We start from the raw sequence: 17,118 nt of genomic DNA, 5'->3' as shown, positions 1-17,118 counted from the left end.
GATGGCCGGACTGGCGGGCGGGCCATCATATCAACATATGTTTATGTGTTGAACTTCAGTCGGTGAACAGCTTGCGCCAGCCCTTGTGCCCCAGCGCCTGGAGCGTGCCCAGGTTGCGCTCGATGATCACGTCCGGATCCGGGTACGCCTCCACCGCCCGGCTCACGCTGTCCTCGCGCAGCAGGTGCAGGGTGGGATAGGGCGAGCGGTTGGTGAAGTTGCCGATGTCGTCCTCCCCGGCATCGGCAAAGCGGTAGTCCGGGTGGAAGCTGGCCACCTGCAGCACCCCGTCCAGCGCCATGTCCTCCACCAGCGCGTCGGCCAGGTCGAGGAAGTCGTTGTAGTCCAGGAAGTCGCCCAGCACCTGCGGATGGATCAGCAGGGTGGTGTCGGTCTGCGCCGGATCCGCATCGCTTAGGTGCGCCAGCTCCCGCCCCAGCTCCTCCAGCAGCGCCTCGGGCGTGGTGGCATCGCTGAGCACGAAGCGCACCTGGTCGCGCACCGCCACGGCCTTGGCGAACGGGCACAGGTTCAGGCCGATCACCGCGCGCTGCATCCACTCCCGGGTGCGGGCAACGGGGTCGTCGTGGTCGCGGGGCGTGGTCATCGGCGGGCTCGCAGGCGGGAGAGGCAACATGGTAGGCCGGCGGCGGCTGCAGCGCGCGGCGCAGGCCGCTGCTGGTAGGCTGTCGGCCCGTTCCGCGCCGATCAGGGCCCATGTCCGTTTCCGACCCCAGCCGCCGCGCGATCCTGCTGATGCTGCTGGCCGTGGGGCTGTTCGCGCTCATGGACGGCGGCATGAAGTGGCTCGGCGCCGACTATCCGCCATTGCAGGTGGCCGCGCTGCGCGGCGCGGTGGGCCTGCCGCTGGTGGTGGCGTGGATCATGATGCGCCGGCGCATGCACACCCTGTGGCCGATCCGCTGGCCGCTGCACCTGCTGCGCGGCGCGCTGGGCATCGCGATGATGACCGGCTTCGTCTACGGCCTGGCGCGGATGCCGATGTCCACCGCCTATGCGATCACCTTCGTCGCCCCGCTGGTGATCACCGCGCTGGCGGTGCCGCTGCTGGGCGAGCACGTGGGGCCGCGGCGCTGGGCGGCGATCGTGGTCGGCCTGCTCGGCGTGCTGGTGGTGCTGCGCCCCACCGGCGAGGGCATGGTGAGCCTGGCCGGCCTTGCGCTGGTGGGGGCGGCGATCTGTTACGCGCTGGCGGCGATCACCGTGCGGGTGCTGACCCGGCACGACAGCACCGAGGCGATGGTGTTCTGGTTCCTGGCGATGCTGGCGGTGGGCGCGGGCCTGCTGGCGCTTCCGGGCTGGGTGTCGATCCGGCCCGGCGACTGGTGGGTGATCCTGGGGGTGGGCGTGAGCGGGGCCCTGGGCCAGGTGGCCCTGACCAGGGCCTACCGGGTGGGCGAGGCATCGCAGCTCGCGCCGCTGGAATACACCGGCCTGGTGTGGGTGGTGCTGCTGGACCTGACCGTATGGGGCGTGCTGCCCGACAACGCCACCTGGATCGGCGCCGGCATCATCATCGCCAGCGGCATCTACATGCTGCACCGCGACCGGATCAAGGATCCCGATCGCGACCGCCCGCCGGTGGAGCCGCTGTGAGGCAATGAAGCGGGGACGGCGCGCAGCCGTCCCCGCCGGTGTTGCCATGGCGCGGGTGCGCCGGGATCAGAAGCGCGCGCCCAGGCCGACGCCGACCGTCCACGGGTCGAGCTTGAGCTCCTCGCCGGTGGGCTGGCCGGCCACGTTGACGTCGCTGCGGGCGCGCATGTAGCGCGCGTCGGCGCGGGCGAACCAGGTCGGGGTGATGTTCACGTCCACGCCCACGGTGCCGATGGCGCCGCGCGGGGTCTCAAGGCCGACGTGGTCGCCGCCCTGGGCGATGTCCTCGTTGCTGATGTTGGACTCGTACACGCCCAGGCCCACGAACGGGCGGAAGGTCATGTCCGGTTCGCCGAAGTGGTACTGGCCGCTCAGGGCGACCGGCTGCTGCTCGATCGTGCCGATCTTGCCCTCGGGGCCGCGCACGCGGTGGTTGAAGCGATCCGCCGCGCCCCACAGCTCCACGCCCCAGTTGTCGTCCACGTGCCAGGTGGCGCTGAGGGTGGGGGCGGGGCCGCCGTCGATGTCGATGCCTTCGGCCGGGTCGCTGTGCGGCTCGAGCAGGGTCACGCCGCCGACGACCGAGACGCGCTTGCCGCCGTAGTCGCTGTCCTGGGCCTGCTGGGCGAATGCGGCCGGGCTGGCGGCCAGGGTGATGGCGGCGGCGATGGTCAGTTTGGTGGGGAAGGAAGTCATGTGGGGAGTCCTCTGTTGTTATGGGTAATGCTGCGTGCCTGAGGTGGCACGCGGGGCCATCCTGTCCGCCGCCGGGTGAATCGCGCTTTGCTGATTCGTTAAATCGGGAGGGCTGCTTTCACAACCGCTTCAGAAACGCCGCACGCGCGCGCCGCGGTTGGCGGGCGGGCGGCATGCGTCCACAATACGAAGCCTGTCCCTCCTGTTCTGGCGGAGAAGCCGCATGGCCGAGCTGAAAGAAGCGCGTGTACCCGACATCGGTGATTTCGATGGTGTTCCGGTGATCGAGATCCTGGTCGCGCCCGGCGATACGGTCGAGAAAGATCAGGGCCTGGTGCTGCTCGAATCCGACAAGGCCACGATGGAAGTGCCCTCGCCGTTCGCCGGCGTGGTCAAGGAGATCAAGGTCTCCGTCGATGACAAGGTCGCCGAGGGCGCGCTGGTGGCCACGATCGAGGCCGGTGGTGAGGACAGTGGCGAAGATGCTGCCGGGGCCGATGACGGCGGCAAGGCCGGAAAAGACGGCGACGGGGACAAGGCTCGCAAGGACGGGGATGGCAAGGCCGGATCCGCGCAGCCCGGAGGCACCGATGAGCGCGCCGAGCCCGCAGGCCAGGCACCGGCGGCCGAACAGGACGACCCGGCGGTCGAGCCGGCCTCGCCCGGCAGCCGGCCCGACAACATCGCCAAGGCGGCGATGGATCATGCCCCGGCCGGCGGCGGCGCGCCGCCGGTGCGTTTCGAGGCGGCCGCGGTGCTGCCCGACAAGGTGCCCTATGCCAGCCCCGCGGTGCGCCTGTTCGCACGCGAGCTGGGCGTCAACCTGGGCCAGGTGGAAGGCAGCGCGCGCGGCGGGCGCATCACCCGCGAGGACGTGCAGAAGTTCGTCAAGTCGGCGCTGGCCGGCGGCGCCGGCAGGGCGGCTGCGGCCGGTGGCGGCGGCGGGCTGGATCTGCTGCCGTGGCCGAAGGTCGACTTCAGCAAGTTCGGCGAGGTCGAGGAAAAGCCGCTGTCGCGGATCCAGAAGATCTCCGGCGCCAACCTGGCGCGCAACTGGGCGATGATCCCGCACGTCACCCAGCACGACGACGCCGACATCACCGGGCTGGAGGAACTGCGCAAGCAGCTCAACCGGGAGAACGAGAAGGCCGGCATCAAGCTCACCATGCTCGCCTTCCTGATGAAGGCCAGCGTGGCGGCGCTGCAGAAGTACCCGCAGTTCAACGCCTCGCTCGACGCCTCCGGCGAGACCCTGGTGATGAAGAAGTACTTCCACATCGGCTTCGCCGCCGACACCCCGAACGGGCTGGTGGTGCCGGTGGTGCGCGACTGCGACAAGAAGGGCGTGATCGAGATCGCCCAGGAAACCTCTGCGCTGGCGAAGAAGGCCCGCGACGGCAAGCTCGGCCCGGCCGACATGTCCGGCGGCTGCTTCTCGATCAGCTCGCTGGGCGGCATCGGCGGCACCCACTTCACCCCGATCGTCAACGCGCCGGAGGTGGCCATCCTCGGCGTGTCCCGGTCGGAGATGAAGCCGGTCTGGGACGGCAAGGAGTTCCGGCCGCGGCTGGTGCTGCCGCTGTCGCTGTCCTACGACCACCGCGTGATCGACGGCGCCGCCGCGGCGCGCTTCACCACCTACCTGGGGCAGCTGCTGGCCGACATGCGCCGGGTGCTGCTGTGAGCGCGGTGGAGGTCAAGGTCCCGGACATCGGCGATTTCTCCGACGTGCCGGTGATCGAGGTGCTGGTCAAGCCCGGCGACACCGTGGAGGTCGACCAGGGCCTGGTGCTGCTGGAATCGGACAAGGCCACCATGGAAGTGCCGTCCTCGGCGGCGGGCGTGGTCAAGGAACTGCGGGTCAAGGAGGGCGACAGCGTCTCCGAGGGCCAGGTGGTGGCGGTGCTCGAGGCCGACGGCGCCGATGGATCGTCCGGCGACGATTCCGGCGGTGGGGACGCGGACAAGGCGAAGGGCGAAGACAAGGACCAGGACAAGGACGAAGCCCCCGCGAAGGACGCCGGCGACAAGGCCGGCCCCGGCAAGCCGCCGGTGGCCACCTCGCACCGCGCGCCGGCCGAGCCGGACCCGGTCAGGGCCGCGCCGTCCTCGGGCCGCAAGGCCGACGTGGAATGCGAGGTCGTGGTGCTCGGCTCCGGCCCAGGCGGCTACACCGCCGCCTTCCGCGCCGCCGACCTGGGCCTGGAGACGGTGCTCATCGAGCGCTACGACACCCTGGGCGGGGTCTGCCTCAACGTCGGCTGCATCCCGTCCAAGGCGCTGCTGCATTCGGCCGCGGTCATCGACCAGGCACAGCACGCCGCCGACTACGGCGTGGAGTTCGGCAAGCCGAAGATCGCGCTCGACAGGCTGCGCGAGTACAAGGACGGCGTCGTCGGCCAGCTCACCAAGGGGCTGGCCGGCATGGCGAAGCAGCGCAAGGTGCAGGTGGTGCAGGGCACCGGAAAATTCGTCTCCGCCAACGAGATCGAAGTCGATGCCGGTGACGGCAAGACCAAGCTTGTGCGCTTCGGGCAGTGCATCATCGCCGCCGGCTCGCAGGCGCTGAAGCTGCCCGGCTTCCCGTGGGACGACGAGCGGATCATGGATTCCACCGACGCCCTGGAGCTGGCGGAGGTGCCGAAGAACCTGCTGGTGGTGGGCGGCGGCATCATCGGCCTGGAGATGGCCACCGTGTACCAGGCGCTGGGCAGCGAGGTGACCGTGGTCGAGCTGGCGGGCCAGCTGATCCCGGGCGCCGACGCCGACCTGGTCAGGCCGTTGGCGGCCCGGCTCAAGAAGCAGGGCGTGGCGGTGCACCTGAAGACGAAGGTGACCGAGGCCAAGGCGCAGAAGAACGGCATCGCGGTCACCTTCGAGGGCGACTCGATCCCCGAGCGCAAGCGCTACGAGCGGGTGCTGGTGGCGGTGGGCCGCAGCCCCAACGGCGCGAAGATCGACGCCGACAAGGCCGGCGTGCGCGTGGGTGAGCGCGGCTTCATCAACGTCGACGCGCAGATGCGCACCAACGTGCCGCACATCTTCGCCATCGGCGACATCGTCGGCCAGCCGATGCTGGCCCACAAGGCCACGCACGAGGGCAAGCTGGCGGCGGAAGTCGCGGCCGGCGAAAAGAAGGAATGGGTGGCGCGGGTGATCCCGTCGGTGGCCTACACCGACCCGGAGATCGCCTGGGTGGGCATCACCGAGGCCGAGGCCAAGGAGAAGGGCCTGAAGCTGGGCGTCGGCAAGTTCCCGTGGGCGGCCAGCGGCCGCGCCATCGGCATCGGCCGCACCGAAGGCTTCACCAAGTTGCTGTTCGACGAGGCCACCAAGCGCGTGGTTGGCGCCGGCATCGTCGGCCCGCATGCGGGCGACCTGATCTCGGAGGCCGCGCTGGCGATCGAGATGGGCGCCGAGGCCGCCGACATCGCCCACACCATCCACCCGCACCCGACCCTGAGCGAATCGGTGGCGATGGCCGCCGAGGTCTACGAGGGCACCGTCACCGACCTGTACGTGCCCCGCAAGAAATAACGCCGGCCCGACGCCGGCCTCGGGAGGCCGGTTTCACGCGCCCGGTCACGTGGCCGGGTGACCGGCTTCGCGTTTCCGTGATCTCTAGGGAATTCCCCAGCTGTCGCCGCGGTCGCGGCGGGCGTATCGGATGGGTACGGGCGGCAGCCGCCGCTTCCGGGGCGGGGGGGATCGACCAGGCGCATTCGCGCAGAGGGAAGATCATGGAGACACGTACCAGGGAAGTGCTGGCCGCCGCACTGCTGTCCGGGGTGGCCGTGTTCGCTGTATCCGCGCAGGACCTGCACGCGCAGGACAGGCTGGACAGGCCCGGCCCGGCCGGGGAGGCCGTGGAGTACCAGCCGCAGCTGCTGCAGCACCTGCGCCAGGAGGAAGCCCGGCTGCGGGCCGAGCGCGCGGCCTATCCCGCCTATTTCGCCCGCGCATACCGGGCCTATCCGTCGATTCCGCGGGGCACCCTGGAGGCCATCGCCTTCGTCCAGAGCCGCTGGCATCACGTCGCGGCAGCGGCGGACGAGCCGATGCATGGCCACCACCACATGCCCCGTGCCCACGGCCTGATGGGGCTGTATGCGGGCGAGGGCTTCGCCGACCAGGTGGGCGAGGCGGCGGCGCTGCTGGGCGTCCCCGCCGACCAGGTTCGCGATGACCCGGCCACCAACGTGCTGGCCGCCGCGGCGCTGCTGGATCGCCAGCTGCGCGGCCGCCAGGTCGACGGGCTGGAAGCCATGGCCCCCGAGCTGGCCCGCTATGCGGGCCTCTCCGCGGCGCCTGATGGCGGCGCGATCGACGACTACGCGCGCGCCAGCTTCGCCTTCGACGTGCTGCTGGCGCTGGATCGCGGCGTGGACGAAAAGGGCATGGTGGTGCCGATGCGCGAGGTGGCGTGGGAGCAGGCGTTCGAGCCGGACATGCTGGTGGCGCTGAACGCCCCGTTCGTGCGCCTGGACGCGGCCGCCGACCGCATCGAAGCGGGCGACTATGCGGTCGATCCGGTCAGCGAGCAGCTGGTGCGCCAGCCGACCGCCAGCGGCGCCCCGCGCGGGCTTGAGCAGCCGCTGAGCACCGACTACGGCCCGGCGATCTGGAATCCGGCACATTCGTCCAACTACACCGCATCGCGCAGCGCCGCGGCCAGCGCCGCGGTCATCCATACCGCGCAGGGCACCTATGCCGGCACCATCTCCTGGTTCAAGAACCCGGCGGCGAACGTCAGCGCCCACTACGTGATCCGCAGCTCCGACGGCCAGGTGACCCAGATGGTCCGCGACGCCCACACCGGCTGGCACGTGCGCAACCACAACGGCTACACGCTGGGCATCGAGCACGAGGGCTACGTCAACAACAGCAGCTGGTACACCAGCGCCATGTACAACGCCTCGGCGGCGCTGGTGCGGCACTGGTGCGCGCGTTTCAGCGGCATCAGCTGCTCCAGCGCCTACCGCGGCGCGCCCAGCAGCGGCATCAACGTGCTGCCCACCAGCGTGCGGATCAAGGGCCACCAGCACTACAGCGGCCAGACCCACACCGACCCGGGCATCAACTGGAACTGGGGCCACTACTACAACCTGCTCAACCCGGGCGGTGGCGGCGGCAGCACCAGGATCCTGGATTCGTTTGAAAGCACGGTCGGGCACTTCAACACCAGCCCGGCGTACTCCGGAAGCACGGTGGGCATCTCCACCGCTTCCAGTGCTACCCGCAGCTGCACCATCCGCCGCAACGGCAACTGCTCGCTGCGGGTTCTGCTGCGCGACAACCCCAACAGCAGCGCCAACTGGTCGGTGCGCCTGCTCTCGGGCGCCGGCCGCCCGGCCAGCAACGTGTCGCTCAGCCGTGCCAACGGCCGGGTCGGCTTCTGGGCGTTCGCGGCGGGCAGCGGCATGAGCGTGGCGGTCGGCATCGACGACAGCGACGGCACCGAGCGCTCGGTCAGCCGCGCGCTGCCGGCCAACCAGTGGACGTACGTGCAGTGGAACCTGGCCGACGCCGCGCAGTGGAACGCCTGGGTCGGCGGCAACGGCGCGATCACCGCGGGCACCGTGACCCTGGATGCGATCTGGCTGTACCGGGCGCAGACCAGCTACGACGTCAACGTGTACATCGACGACGTGCAGATCAACAACTGATCGCCCGGGCCGCGCCTACGCCAGCGCCCCGGTCGCCACCGGGGCGCTGGCCGTCACGGGAACCCGTGGGCGCGGGGCCGGAAAAGAGCGAGCCCCAGCAGGGCCGGGGCTCGGGTGGCGATCTGGGGCTGGACCGACGAGGAAGTGCGCCAGATCGGGCACACGGGGTCAGACAGGCGCCTGGCGCGGAAGTTCCCTGAATTCGTGCTTCCGGGCGCAGGACTGCCGGCGGTTGTGACCGGTTCGTGTCGGCTGTTATAATTCCGCGGCTCGACCGGACCGTTTTGCTGGGTTCGGCCCCTTTCAAACCTCCGGAATCCTCAAGTGATCACGTTCGCCGCCGAAGGTCGGCGCCTGGCACGGCGCGCCATCATCTGGCAGGCCGCTGCGGTCGCAGTGGCAGCGCTCGCGTTCCTGGCCAGGGGGGCTGAATGGGCCGCGGCGGTGGCGGTGGGTGGAGCGGCGATCGCGGCCGGCGCCTGGCTGTCGAGCGTGATCGCGCTGGGGGGCGGCATCAGCCCGTCCACGGTCGCGCTGGCGCGGCTGATGGCGGGGGTGGCGGTGAAGTGGGTGGTGGTCGTGGGTGTGCTGCTGCTGGGCATTGCGCTCGCAGGCCTCCCGCCGCTGCCGATGTTGGTGGGAGTGGTTGTGGCCCTGGTGGCGCAGCTGCTTGCAATGGCCGGGCCGGCGCCCAGGCCCTGAATCGTTGACTGGCAGGATCATCTGACTCATGGCGGCTGAAACACTCACCCCCTCCAGCTACATCCAGCACCATCTGGCCAACCTGACCGCGTCGGTGGGCGAGGGCGAATTCTGGACGCTGCACGTGGACACCGTGGTCGGCGCGCTGGTGCTGGGCGGCATCATGTACCTGATGTTCTGGGCCGCGACCCGCAAGGCCACCGCCGGCGTGCCGGGCAAGTGGCAGGCCTTCGTGGAAATCCTGCTCGAGTTCGTCGACCGCCAGGCGCGCGACACCTACCACGGCTCCAGCAAGCTGGTGACGCCCATCGCGATCACCCTGTTCTTCTGGATCCTGCTGATGAACATGATGAAGTTCATCCCCGCGGACTTCATTTCCAAGCCGCTGGAGCTGCTCGGCGTGGGCTACTGGAAGCCGGTGCCCACCGCCGACGTCAACGCCACCCTCGGCCTGTCGATCAGCGTGTTCTTCCTGACCCTGTTCTTCGGCCTGCGGGCCAAGGGCATCGGCGGCTTCACCAAGGACTTCCTGGTCACCCCGTTCGGCAAGTGGATGTTGCCGTTCAACCTCATCCTCAACATCGTCGAGTGGATCTCCAAGCCGATTTCGCTGGCGATGCGTCTGTTCGGCAACATGTTCGGCGGCGAGATCGTGTTCCTGCTGATCTGGGTGCTCGGCGGCTCGGCCCTGCTGGGCGTGCTCGGCGGCGCCGTGTTCGGCCTGGGCTGGATGATCTTCCACATCCTGGTGGTGCCGCTGCAGGCCTTCATCTTCATGATGCTGTCGATCGTCTACCTCAGCCTCGCCGAGGATTCCCACTGACCGGTCGCAACATCCCGGTTTCGATTCAGTTCCACCCCTCACCTCAACTTCCAACTAGCAAGCCGTTCTGGAGACAACCATGGAAACCGCACTCGCACTCATCGCTTCCGTCCAGGCCTCGACCGCAATGGCCGTGGGCCTCATGGTCGGACTGGCCGCGCTGGGCGCCGGCCTGGGCATGGCCATCATGGCCGGCAAGTTCCTCGAGTCCGCCGCCCGCCAGCCGGAGCTGATCCCGGTGCTGCAGGTCCGCATGTTCATCACCGCCGGCCTGATCGACGCCCCGTTCATCATCAGCGTCGCGGTCGGCCTGCTGTTCGCCTTCGCCAACCCGTTCCTGGTGGGTGGCCTGGCCCCGTAACCGGAAGGTTCCGGAGCAACGAGCGCCGGACGGGCCACAGGGCCTGTCCGGTCGCAACACGGACAGCCCCGGCATTCGTGCCAGGGGCGCCCCGAGTACAGGCAGAGCACGACGATGAGTATCAATCTGACCCTAATCGCCCAGGCGCTGGCCTTTGCAGGCTTCATCTGGCTGATCGCCACCTTCGTGTGGCCGCCGCTGCTCAATGCGATCGAGGAGCGGCAGAAGAAGATCGCCGAAGGGCTGGCCGCGGCCGACAACAGCCAGCGTGCGCTGGCCCAGGCGCAGGAAACCGCGGACGCCGAGCTCAAGGCCGCGCGCACCAAGGCCAACGAGATCATCGACCAGGCGCACAAGCGCGGTGCCCAGATCGTGGAGGCCGCCAAGGCCGAGGCGGTCACCGAGGGCCTGCGCCAGAAGGCCCTGATCGATGCCGAGATCGAGGCGTCGGCCACCCGCGCCCGCGAGGAGCTGCGCCAGCAGGTCTCGCTGCTTGCGGTGAGCGGCGCCGAGCGCCTGCTCAAGCGCGAGATCGACGCCGGCGCCCACAAGGCGCTGCTTGACGAACTCGCCGCGGAGATCTGAGCCCATGTCCACCACCATCGCCCGCCCCTATGCACGCGCCGCCTTCGCGGTCGCGCGCGAAGACGGCAAGGCCGCGGAGTGGTCGCAGGCACTGGCGTTCGCCGCCCGCGTGGCGGCCGACCCCGGGGTCGAGGCGCTGCTGGCGCATCCGGCCCTGGCCAGTCAGCAGGCGGTCGAGCTGCTGGCGCCCGAGGGCGCCGACGGGAAGTTCGCGGCCTTCCTGGCCCAGCTGGCGGACAACGGCCGGCTGCCGGTGCTGCCGGAGATCGCCGGCATGTTCGAGCAGCTGCGTGCCGAGGACGAGCAGGTGGTGCTGGCCACGATCACCTCGGCCGCCGAGCTGCCCGAGGCCGAGGTGGAGCAGCTGCGCGGCGCGCTCAAGCGCCGCTTCGGCCGCGAGGTGCAGGTGGAGACCGCCATCGATGAAAGCCTGATCGGCGGCGCGGTCATTTCTGCCGGCGACGTGGTCATCGACGGCTCGCTCAGGGGCAAGCTCGGGCGCCTGCAGTCGGCGCTGGCGCATTGAACCATCACAGATAACGAAGGGCGGGCCCGGCTCGCCACCAACGGCGGCCTCCGGGCCGACCCCACAGGAAAAGACGCAATGGCAACCACCACGCTCAACCCTTCCGAAATCAGCGAGCTGATCCGCTCGCGCATCGACAAGGTCAAGCTGTCCGCCGAGGCCCGCAACGAAGGCACGGTGACCTCGGTCGCCGACGGCATCGTGCGCATCCACGGCCTGGCCGACGTCATGCAGGGCGAGATGATCGAACTGCCGGCGACCGCCGATGGCACCGCCACCTACGCGCTGGCGCTGAACCTGGAGCGCGACTCGGTCGGCGCGGTGGTGCTGGGTGACTACGAGCACCTGAGCGAGGGCAACACCGCCAAGACCACCGGCCGCATCCTGGAAGTGCCGGTCGGCCCCGAGCTGCTGGGCCGCGTGGTCAACGCTCTGGGCGAGCCGATCGACGGCAAGGGCCCGGTCGACGCCGCGCTCAGCGCGCCGGTCGAGCGCGTGGCGCCGGGCGTGATCTGGCGCAAGTCGGTCGACCAGCCAGTGCAGACCGGCTACAAGGCCGTCGACTCCATGATTCCGATCGGCCGCGGCCAGCGCGAGCTGGTCATCGGCGACCGCCAGACCGGCAAGACCGCCCTGGCCATCGACGCGGTGATCAACCAGAAGGGCACCGGCATCAAGTGCGTGTACGTGGCGATCGGCCAGAAGGCCTCCACGGTTGCCAACATCGTGCGCAAGCTGGAAGAGAACGGCGCCCTGGAGCACACCATCGTGGTCGCCGCCACCGCGTCCGAGTCGGCTGCGATGCAGTACATCAGCGCCTACGCCGGCTGCACCATGGGCGAGTACTTCATGGATCGCGGCCAGGACGCGCTGATCGTGTACGACGACCTGTCCAAGCAGGCCGTGGCCTACCGCCAGATCTCGCTGCTGCTGCGCCGCCCGCCGGGCCGCGAAGCCTACCCGGGCGACGTGTTCTACCTGCACTCCCGCCTGCTCGAGCGCGCCGCGCGCGTGTCCGAGGAGTACGTGGAGCAGTTCACCAAGGGTGAAGTGAAGGGCCAGACCGGCTCGCTCACCGCGCTGCCGATCATCGAGACCCAGGCCGGCGACGTGTCCGCGTTCGTGCCGACCAACGTGATCTCGATCACCGACGGCCAGATCTTCCTGGAAACCGACCTGTTCAACGCCGGCATCCGCCCGGCCGTGAACGCCGGCATCTCGGTGTCGCGCGTGGGTGGCTCGGCCCAGACCAAGATCATGAAGAAGCTGTCGGGCGGCATCCGTATCGCCCTGGCCCAGTACCGCGAGCTGGCGGCCTTCGCCCAGTTCGCCTCCGACCTGGACGACGCCACCCGCAAGCAGCTCGAGCGCGGCCAGCGCGTGACCGAGCTGATGAAGCAGAAGCAGTACGCGCCGATGAGCGTGTTCCACCAGGCGCTGTCGATCTACGCGGTTGACAAGGGCTACATGGACGACGTGCCGGTGAACCGTATCGGCAGCTTCGAGGAGGCGCTGCACGCGCACTTCGAGAACACCGCCGGCGAGCTGATCGGGAAGGTCAACGACAGCGGCGCCTGGAACGACGAGATCGAGAGCGCGTTCAAGGCCGGCATCGAGGACTTCAAGAAGACCGGTTCGTACTGAACCGGCGTGGCTGGTACCTGGTAACCCCGACGAGCGGAGCGAGTTAGATGGCAGGCGGCAGAGAAATCAAGACCAAGATCAAGAGCGTGCAGAACACCCGCAAGGTGACGCGCGCGCTGGAAATGGTCTCGGCCTCCAAGATCCGCAAGGCGCAGGAGCGCATGCGCGAGTCGCGCCCGTACGCGCGCGCGATGAAGCAGCTCATCGGCCACCTGGCCCAGGCCAACTCGGAGTTCCAGCACCCGTACCTGGTCGAGCGCGAGGACGTGAAGCGGGTCGGCTACGTGATCGTGTCGTCCGACCGCGGCCTGGCCGGCGGCCTGAACAACAACCTGTTCCGCAAGCTGCTGGGCGAGTTCCGCAAGCACCAGGAGAACGGGGTGGAGGTCGACCTGGTCACCATCGGCCAGAAGGCGACCACCTACTTCCGCCGGATCAAGGTGAACATGCTCGCCACCGTCACCCACCTGGGCGACACCCCGCAGGTGGAGCAACTGGTGGGCGTGATCAAGGTCATGCTCGACGCCTACAACGAAGGCAACGTGGATCGCGTGTACCTGGTCTACAACGACTTCGTGAACACGATGGTGCAGCGCGCTGCGTTCGACCAGCTGCTGCCGCTGCCGGCTTCCGAGGAGAAGGTGGCCCGGCACGACTGGGACTACATCTACGAGCCGGATCCGGAAGGCGTGCTCGGCCACGTGCTCACGCGCTACATCGAATCGCTGGTGTACCAGGCGGTGATGGAGAACGTGGCCTCCGAACACGCCGCGCGCATGGTGGCAATGAAGGCCGCCAGCGACAACGCCAACAAGCTGATCGACACCCTCAACCTGTCCTACAACAAGGCCAGGCAGGCAGCGATCACCCAGGAAATCTCGGAGATCGTCGGCGGCGCGGCGGCGGTCTGATCAATCATCAACGAATCAAACAGAGTCAGTGGAGTTCCACAAATGAGCAACCAGGGCAAGATCGTCCAGATCATCGGCGCCGTCGTCGACGTCGAGTTCCCGCGCGACAGCGTGCCGAACGTGTACGACGCGCTGAAGGTGGACGGCACCGAGATCACGCTTGAAGTGCAGCAGCAGCTGGGCGACGGCGTCGTGCGCACGATCGCGCTGGGTTCCACCGACGGCCTGAAGCGCAACCTCGTGGCCACCAACACCGGCAGCGCCATTTCGGTGCCGGTCGGCGAAGGCACGCTGGGCCGCATCATGGACGTGCTCGGCCGCCCGATCGACGAGGCCGGCCCGGTCGACGCCAGCGCCAACTGGGAAATCCACCGCGCCGCGCCGTCCTACGAGGATCAGTCCGCGGCCAACGAGCTGCTGGAAACCGGCATCAAGGTCATCGACCTGATGTGCCCGTTCGCCAAGGGCGGCAAGGTCGGCCTGTTCGGCGGCGCCGGCGTGGGCAAGACCGTCAACATGATGGAGCTGATCAACAACATCGCCAAGGCGCACGAGGGCCTGTCGGTGTTCGCCGGCGTGGGCGAGCGTACCCGCGAGGGCAACGACTTCTACCACGAGATGAAAGACTCCAACGTCCTGGACAAGGTGGCGATGGTCTACGGCCAGATGAACGAGCCGCCGGGCAACCGCCTGCGCGTCGCGCTGACCGGCCTGACCATGGCCGAGTACTTCCGCGACGAGAAGGACGCCAGCGGCAAGGGCAAGGACGTGCTGCTGTTCGTGGACAACATCTACCGCTACACCCTGGCCGGCACCGAGGTCTCGGCGCTGCTGGGCCGCATGCCGTCGGCGGTGGGCTACCAGCCGACCCTGGCCGAGGAAATGGGCGTGCTGCAGGAGCGCATCACCTCCACCAAGACCGGCTCGATCACCTCGATCCAGGCCGTGTACGTGCCCGCCGACGACCTGACCGACCCGTCGCCGGCCACCACCTTCGCCCACCTGGACGCGACCGTGGTGCTCAGCCGCGACATCGCCTCGCTGGGTATCTACCCGGCGGTGGATCCGCTGGATTCCACCTCGCGCCAGCTGGATCCGAACGTGATCGGCACCGAGCACTACGAGGTCGCCCGCAAGGTGCAGTCGACCCTGCAGAAGTACAAGGAGCTCAAGGACATCATCGCGATCCTGGGCATGGACGAGCTGAGCGAAGAGGACAAGCAGGCCGTGTCGCGCGCGCGCAAGATCGAGCGCTTCTTCAGCCAGCCCTTCCACGTGGCCGAGGTGTTCACCGGCTCGCCGGGCAAGTACGTGCCGCTGAAGGAAACCATCCGCGGCTTCAAGGGCATCGTCGAGGGCGAGTACGACCACCTGCCGGAACAGGCGTTCTACATGGTCGGCAGCATCGACGAGGCGGTCGAGAAGGCCGCCAAGATCGCCGAGAAGGCGTAAGAAGGCAGGCCCATGACCACCATCCGCTGTGACATCGTCAGCGCCGAGGCCGAGATTTTCCGCGGCGAGGCCACGCTCGTCGTCGCCACCGGCGAGATGGGCGAGCTGGGCATCGCCCCGCGCCACGCGCCGCTGATCACCCGCCTCAAGCCCGGCAAGGTCGTGGTCACCCAGGCCGACGGCAGCAAGCTGGACTTCGCCATCGGCGGCGGCATCCTGGAGGTGCAGCCGCAGGTGGTGACGATCCTGGCCGACACCGCGATCCGCGCCGACGAGATCGACGAGGCCGCGGTGAAGGCGGCCAAGGAAGAGGCCGAGCGCGTGCTCGCCGGCCGCGGCGAGGCGATGGACATCGCCGAGGCCCAGCAGAAGCTGGCCGAGATCACCGCCCAGCTGCAGGCGCTGGAGCGGCTGCGCAAGAACCTCAAGCACTGAGGCGACGGGCAGTTGCACCCCGTCCGAACGCCGGCCCCGCGCCGGCGTTTTCTTTTCCCGGCAACCCTCCGGATTGCCTCTCCTCTGTAGGAGCGCGCATGGCGCGCTCCTACCCGTGGTTGCGGATCTTCGTGTCGGGGGCTAGGTTCGCGGGATGATCCGGCTTTTGCTCCTGCTGGCCGTCGCGCTGGCGCCTCTGGCAGCCCAGGCGCAGGACATGGCCCCCGGCGAACGTCCGCGTGCCAGGGACGCCGGCGTGGTCATCGGCACCCTGCCCACCGGCCCGCGCAACGCCATCGTCGACGTGGAGGGCGTTGCCGTCGGCCACGCGACCCTGGATGACGAAGACGGGACGATCCGCACCGGCGTCACCGCGATCCTGCCTCACGGCGGCGACCTGTTCCACGAGCGGGTGCCGGCGGCGATCCACGTCGCCAACGGCTTCGGCAAGCTGCTCGGCGTGACCCAGGTGCGCGAGCTGGGCGAGCTGGAGACGCCGATCCTGCTCACCGGCACCCTCGGCGTGTGGAAGGCCGCCGACGCCATGGTGGACTGGCAGCTGGCGCGGCCGGGCATGGAGCAGGTGCGCTCGGTCAACCCGGTGGTGGGCGAGACCAACGATGGCTTCCTGAGCGACATCCGCGCCCGGCCGCTGCGGCCGGAGCACGTGGTGCGGGCGCTGGAGTCGGCTTCCATCGATGATGTCCGCGAGGGCGCAGTGGGCGCGGGCGCGGGGACGGTCGCATTCGGTTGGAAAGGCGGCATCGGCACCAGCTCGCGGCGGGTTCCCGCCACCGGCGGCGAGTACACCGTGGGCGTGCTGGTGCAGAGCAACTACGGCGGCGAACTGGTGGTGGCGGGCGTGCCGGTCGGGGGCCGTCTTCCCGATCCGGCGCATTACCTGCAGTCCGGGGGCGAGACCCCCGTCGCCGATGGCGACGGCAGCATCATGATCGTGGTCGCCACCGACGCGCCGCTGGATGCGCGCCAGCTCGGGCGCCTGGCCTCGCGCGCGATCGTTGGCCTGGCGCGCACCGGTGCTTCGATGTCCAACGGCTCGGGTGACTACGTGATCGCCTTCTCCACCGCCCGCCAGAGCCGGCGCGCGCCGGGACTTGCGGTGCTGGCGCCGGCCACGCTGTCCAATGACGCCATGACCGGGATGTTCGTGGCCGTGGCCGAGGCCACCGAGGAGGCGATCCTCAACTCGATGTTCCGTGCCGAAACCATCCGCGGCCACCGCGGCACCGTGCCGGCCCTGCCGCTGGAGCTGGTGCTGCCGATGGTGCGCGCCTCAGCGCCGGTAGACCCAGTGCTTTGACAGCGTGAACCCGACCGCCGCCAGGCCCAGCTCCACCAGCGGCTTGGCCAGCCAGGCCCATTTCAGCCCGAGCACGTCGTCCACCCGGCCGATGGCCCAGGTGCTGACGATGGTGGTGCCGATCCACAGCACGACGAAGCGCTGCAGCTGCACGCGCCCCAGCGCGGTGTCCTCGCCGGCGAAGGTGATCTTGCCGTTGGCCCAGAAGCCGAGCAGGGCGCCACACACGCGGCCGGCCACGTTGGCCTGGCGCACCGGGATCCCGGCGTGGCTGAGCGCCACCATCACCGTCCAGTCCAGCAGCCACTGCAGGCCACCGATCACCAGGTAGGAACGCGATTGCCGCAGCAGGCTCAAGGATTGAGGGCGCCTTCAGGGA

At 69.2% G+C, this 17,118-nt stretch carries 17 protein-coding genes; 14 read left to right on the top strand and 3 right to left on the bottom strand.

All coding sequences use genetic code 11. The features are described from left to right. Window positions 1-55 precede the first annotated feature (55 nt). Entirely contained in the window at window positions 56-607 is a 552-nt protein-coding gene (locus ACOZ90_RS07880) for a DUF1415 domain-containing protein (protein WP_422893106.1), read from the bottom strand. A 110-nt stretch (window positions 608-717) separates the two neighbouring features. On the opposite strand from ACOZ90_RS07880, the gene ACOZ90_RS07875 reads away from it, so the two are divergent. After that, the gene (locus ACOZ90_RS07875) at window positions 718-1,617 is read left to right on the top strand and encodes a DMT family transporter (RefSeq protein WP_422893105.1); all 900 of its coding nucleotides are present in this window, start codon (window positions 718-720) and stop codon (window positions 1,615-1,617) included. A 66-nt stretch (window positions 1,618-1,683) separates the two neighbouring features. Here the strand turns inward: ACOZ90_RS07875 and ACOZ90_RS07870 are convergent, their stop codons facing one another. After that, entirely contained in the window at window positions 1,684-2,313 is a 630-nt protein-coding gene (locus tag ACOZ90_RS07870; RefSeq protein ID WP_422893104.1) for an OmpW/AlkL family protein, read from the bottom strand. Window positions 2,314-2,536: 223 nt separating this feature from the next. On the opposite strand from ACOZ90_RS07870, the gene ACOZ90_RS07865 reads away from it, so the two are divergent. The 13 genes from ACOZ90_RS07865 (at window position 2,537) to ACOZ90_RS07805 (ending at window position 16,739) form a co-directional block, all read left to right on the top strand. Next, window positions 2,537-3,997 carry a dihydrolipoyllysine-residue acetyltransferase gene (locus ACOZ90_RS07865; RefSeq protein ID WP_422893103.1) on the top strand — a complete coding sequence of 487 codons (1,461 nt, stop codon included), beginning with the start codon at window positions 2,537-2,539 and terminating at the stop codon, window positions 3,995-3,997. Then, on the top strand, window positions 3,994-5,850 hold the full coding sequence (lpdA, locus tag ACOZ90_RS07860) for a dihydrolipoyl dehydrogenase (RefSeq protein ID WP_422893102.1): 1,857 nt from the start codon (window positions 3,994-3,996) through the stop codon (window positions 5,848-5,850). Before ACOZ90_RS07865 ends, lpdA begins: the two co-directional genes overlap by 4 nt. 203 nt (window positions 5,851-6,053) lie before the next feature. After that, complete coding sequence (locus tag ACOZ90_RS07855; RefSeq protein ID WP_422893101.1) at window positions 6,054-7,979, top strand: N-acetylmuramoyl-L-alanine amidase; 1,926 nt, start codon at window positions 6,054-6,056, stop codon at window positions 7,977-7,979. A 324-nt stretch (window positions 7,980-8,303) separates the two neighbouring features. Continuing rightward, window positions 8,304-8,681 carry a hypothetical protein gene (locus tag ACOZ90_RS07850; RefSeq protein ID WP_422893100.1) on the top strand — a complete coding sequence of 126 codons (378 nt, stop codon included), beginning with the start codon at window positions 8,304-8,306 and terminating at the stop codon, window positions 8,679-8,681. A gap of 28 nt (window positions 8,682-8,709) precedes the next feature. Then, a complete protein-coding gene (atpB, locus tag ACOZ90_RS07845; protein ID WP_422893099.1) occupies window positions 8,710-9,504 on the top strand; it encodes a F0F1 ATP synthase subunit A in 795 nt (264 codons plus the stop codon). A 79-nt stretch (window positions 9,505-9,583) separates the two neighbouring features. Continuing rightward, window positions 9,584-9,865, top strand: a complete 282-nt coding sequence (atpE, locus tag ACOZ90_RS07840; RefSeq protein ID WP_422893098.1) for a F0F1 ATP synthase subunit C — start codon at window positions 9,584-9,586, stop codon at window positions 9,863-9,865. 114 nt (window positions 9,866-9,979) lie between these two features. Next, complete coding sequence (locus tag ACOZ90_RS07835; protein ID WP_422893097.1) at window positions 9,980-10,450, top strand: F0F1 ATP synthase subunit B; 471 nt, start codon at window positions 9,980-9,982, stop codon at window positions 10,448-10,450. A gap of 4 nt (window positions 10,451-10,454) precedes the next feature. Next, entirely contained in the window at window positions 10,455-10,976 is a 522-nt protein-coding gene (locus ACOZ90_RS07830; protein ID WP_422893096.1) for a F0F1 ATP synthase subunit delta, read from the top strand. Between the two features lie 78 nt (window positions 10,977-11,054). Then, the gene (gene atpA / locus ACOZ90_RS07825; RefSeq protein WP_422893095.1) at window positions 11,055-12,620 is read left to right on the top strand and encodes a F0F1 ATP synthase subunit alpha; all 1,566 of its coding nucleotides are present in this window, start codon (window positions 11,055-11,057) and stop codon (window positions 12,618-12,620) included. Between the two features lie 47 nt (window positions 12,621-12,667). Next, window positions 12,668-13,531 (top strand): F0F1 ATP synthase subunit gamma, encoded by an 864-nt coding sequence (gene atpG / locus ACOZ90_RS07820; protein ID WP_095207385.1) that lies wholly within the window; start codon window positions 12,668-12,670, stop codon window positions 13,529-13,531. A 42-nt stretch (window positions 13,532-13,573) separates the two neighbouring features. Next, on the top strand, window positions 13,574-14,983 hold the full coding sequence (gene atpD / locus ACOZ90_RS07815) for a F0F1 ATP synthase subunit beta (RefSeq protein ID WP_422893094.1): 1,410 nt from the start codon (window positions 13,574-13,576) through the stop codon (window positions 14,981-14,983). A gap of 12 nt (window positions 14,984-14,995) precedes the next feature. Then, complete coding sequence (locus tag ACOZ90_RS07810) at window positions 14,996-15,418, top strand: F0F1 ATP synthase subunit epsilon (RefSeq protein ID WP_422893093.1); 423 nt, start codon at window positions 14,996-14,998, stop codon at window positions 15,416-15,418. Between the two features lie 154 nt (window positions 15,419-15,572). Next, window positions 15,573-16,739 (top strand): DmpA family aminopeptidase, encoded by a 1,167-nt coding sequence (locus ACOZ90_RS07805; RefSeq protein WP_422893092.1) that lies wholly within the window; start codon window positions 15,573-15,575, stop codon window positions 16,737-16,739. On the opposite strand, the gene ACOZ90_RS07800 is transcribed toward ACOZ90_RS07805, so the two are convergent. Beyond that, window positions 16,713-17,096: a GtrA family protein gene (locus ACOZ90_RS07800; RefSeq protein WP_422893091.1), complete on the bottom strand. Its 384-nt coding sequence runs from the start codon at window positions 17,094-17,096 to the stop codon at window positions 16,713-16,715. The genes ACOZ90_RS07805 and ACOZ90_RS07800 overlap by 27 nt on opposite strands. Window positions 17,097-17,118 lie beyond the last annotated feature (22 nt).

This window comes from Luteimonas dalianensis (assembly GCF_049339425.1).
GTDB lineage: Bacteria > Pseudomonadota > Gammaproteobacteria > Xanthomonadales > Xanthomonadaceae > Luteimonas > Luteimonas dalianensis.
The sequence above is the reverse complement of the archived record's forward strand: the minus strand, read 5'-3'. Positions and strand labels throughout refer to the sequence as shown.

What these genes read in the sequence shown, in the direction of transcription:
- ACOZ90_RS07880 (WP_422893106.1), bottom strand. Translation starts at nt 607, where the DNA reads ATGACCACGCCCCGCGACCACGACGACCCCGTTGCCCGCACCCGGGAG.
- ACOZ90_RS07875 (WP_422893105.1), top strand. Translation starts at nt 718, where the DNA reads ATGTCCGTTTCCGACCCCAGCCGCCGCGCGATCCTGCTGATGCTGCTG.
- ACOZ90_RS07870 (WP_422893104.1), bottom strand. Translation starts at nt 2,313, where the DNA reads ATGACTTCCTTCCCCACCAAACTGACCATCGCCGCCGCCATCACCCTG.
- ACOZ90_RS07865 (WP_422893103.1), top strand. Translation starts at nt 2,537, where the DNA reads ATGGCCGAGCTGAAAGAAGCGCGTGTACCCGACATCGGTGATTTCGAT.
- ACOZ90_RS07855 (WP_422893101.1), top strand. Translation starts at nt 6,054, where the DNA reads ATGGAGACACGTACCAGGGAAGTGCTGGCCGCCGCACTGCTGTCCGGG.
- atpB (WP_422893099.1), top strand. Translation starts at nt 8,710, where the DNA reads ATGGCGGCTGAAACACTCACCCCCTCCAGCTACATCCAGCACCATCTG.
- atpE (WP_422893098.1), top strand. Translation starts at nt 9,584, where the DNA reads ATGGAAACCGCACTCGCACTCATCGCTTCCGTCCAGGCCTCGACCGCA.
- ACOZ90_RS07835 (WP_422893097.1), top strand. Translation starts at nt 9,980, where the DNA reads ATGAGTATCAATCTGACCCTAATCGCCCAGGCGCTGGCCTTTGCAGGC.
- ACOZ90_RS07830 (WP_422893096.1), top strand. Translation starts at nt 10,455, where the DNA reads ATGTCCACCACCATCGCCCGCCCCTATGCACGCGCCGCCTTCGCGGTC.
- atpA (WP_422893095.1), top strand. Translation starts at nt 11,055, where the DNA reads ATGGCAACCACCACGCTCAACCCTTCCGAAATCAGCGAGCTGATCCGC.
- atpG (WP_095207385.1), top strand. Translation starts at nt 12,668, where the DNA reads ATGGCAGGCGGCAGAGAAATCAAGACCAAGATCAAGAGCGTGCAGAAC.
- atpD (WP_422893094.1), top strand. Translation starts at nt 13,574, where the DNA reads ATGAGCAACCAGGGCAAGATCGTCCAGATCATCGGCGCCGTCGTCGAC.
- ACOZ90_RS07810 (WP_422893093.1), top strand. Translation starts at nt 14,996, where the DNA reads ATGACCACCATCCGCTGTGACATCGTCAGCGCCGAGGCCGAGATTTTC.
- ACOZ90_RS07805 (WP_422893092.1), top strand. Translation starts at nt 15,573, where the DNA reads ATGATCCGGCTTTTGCTCCTGCTGGCCGTCGCGCTGGCGCCTCTGGCA.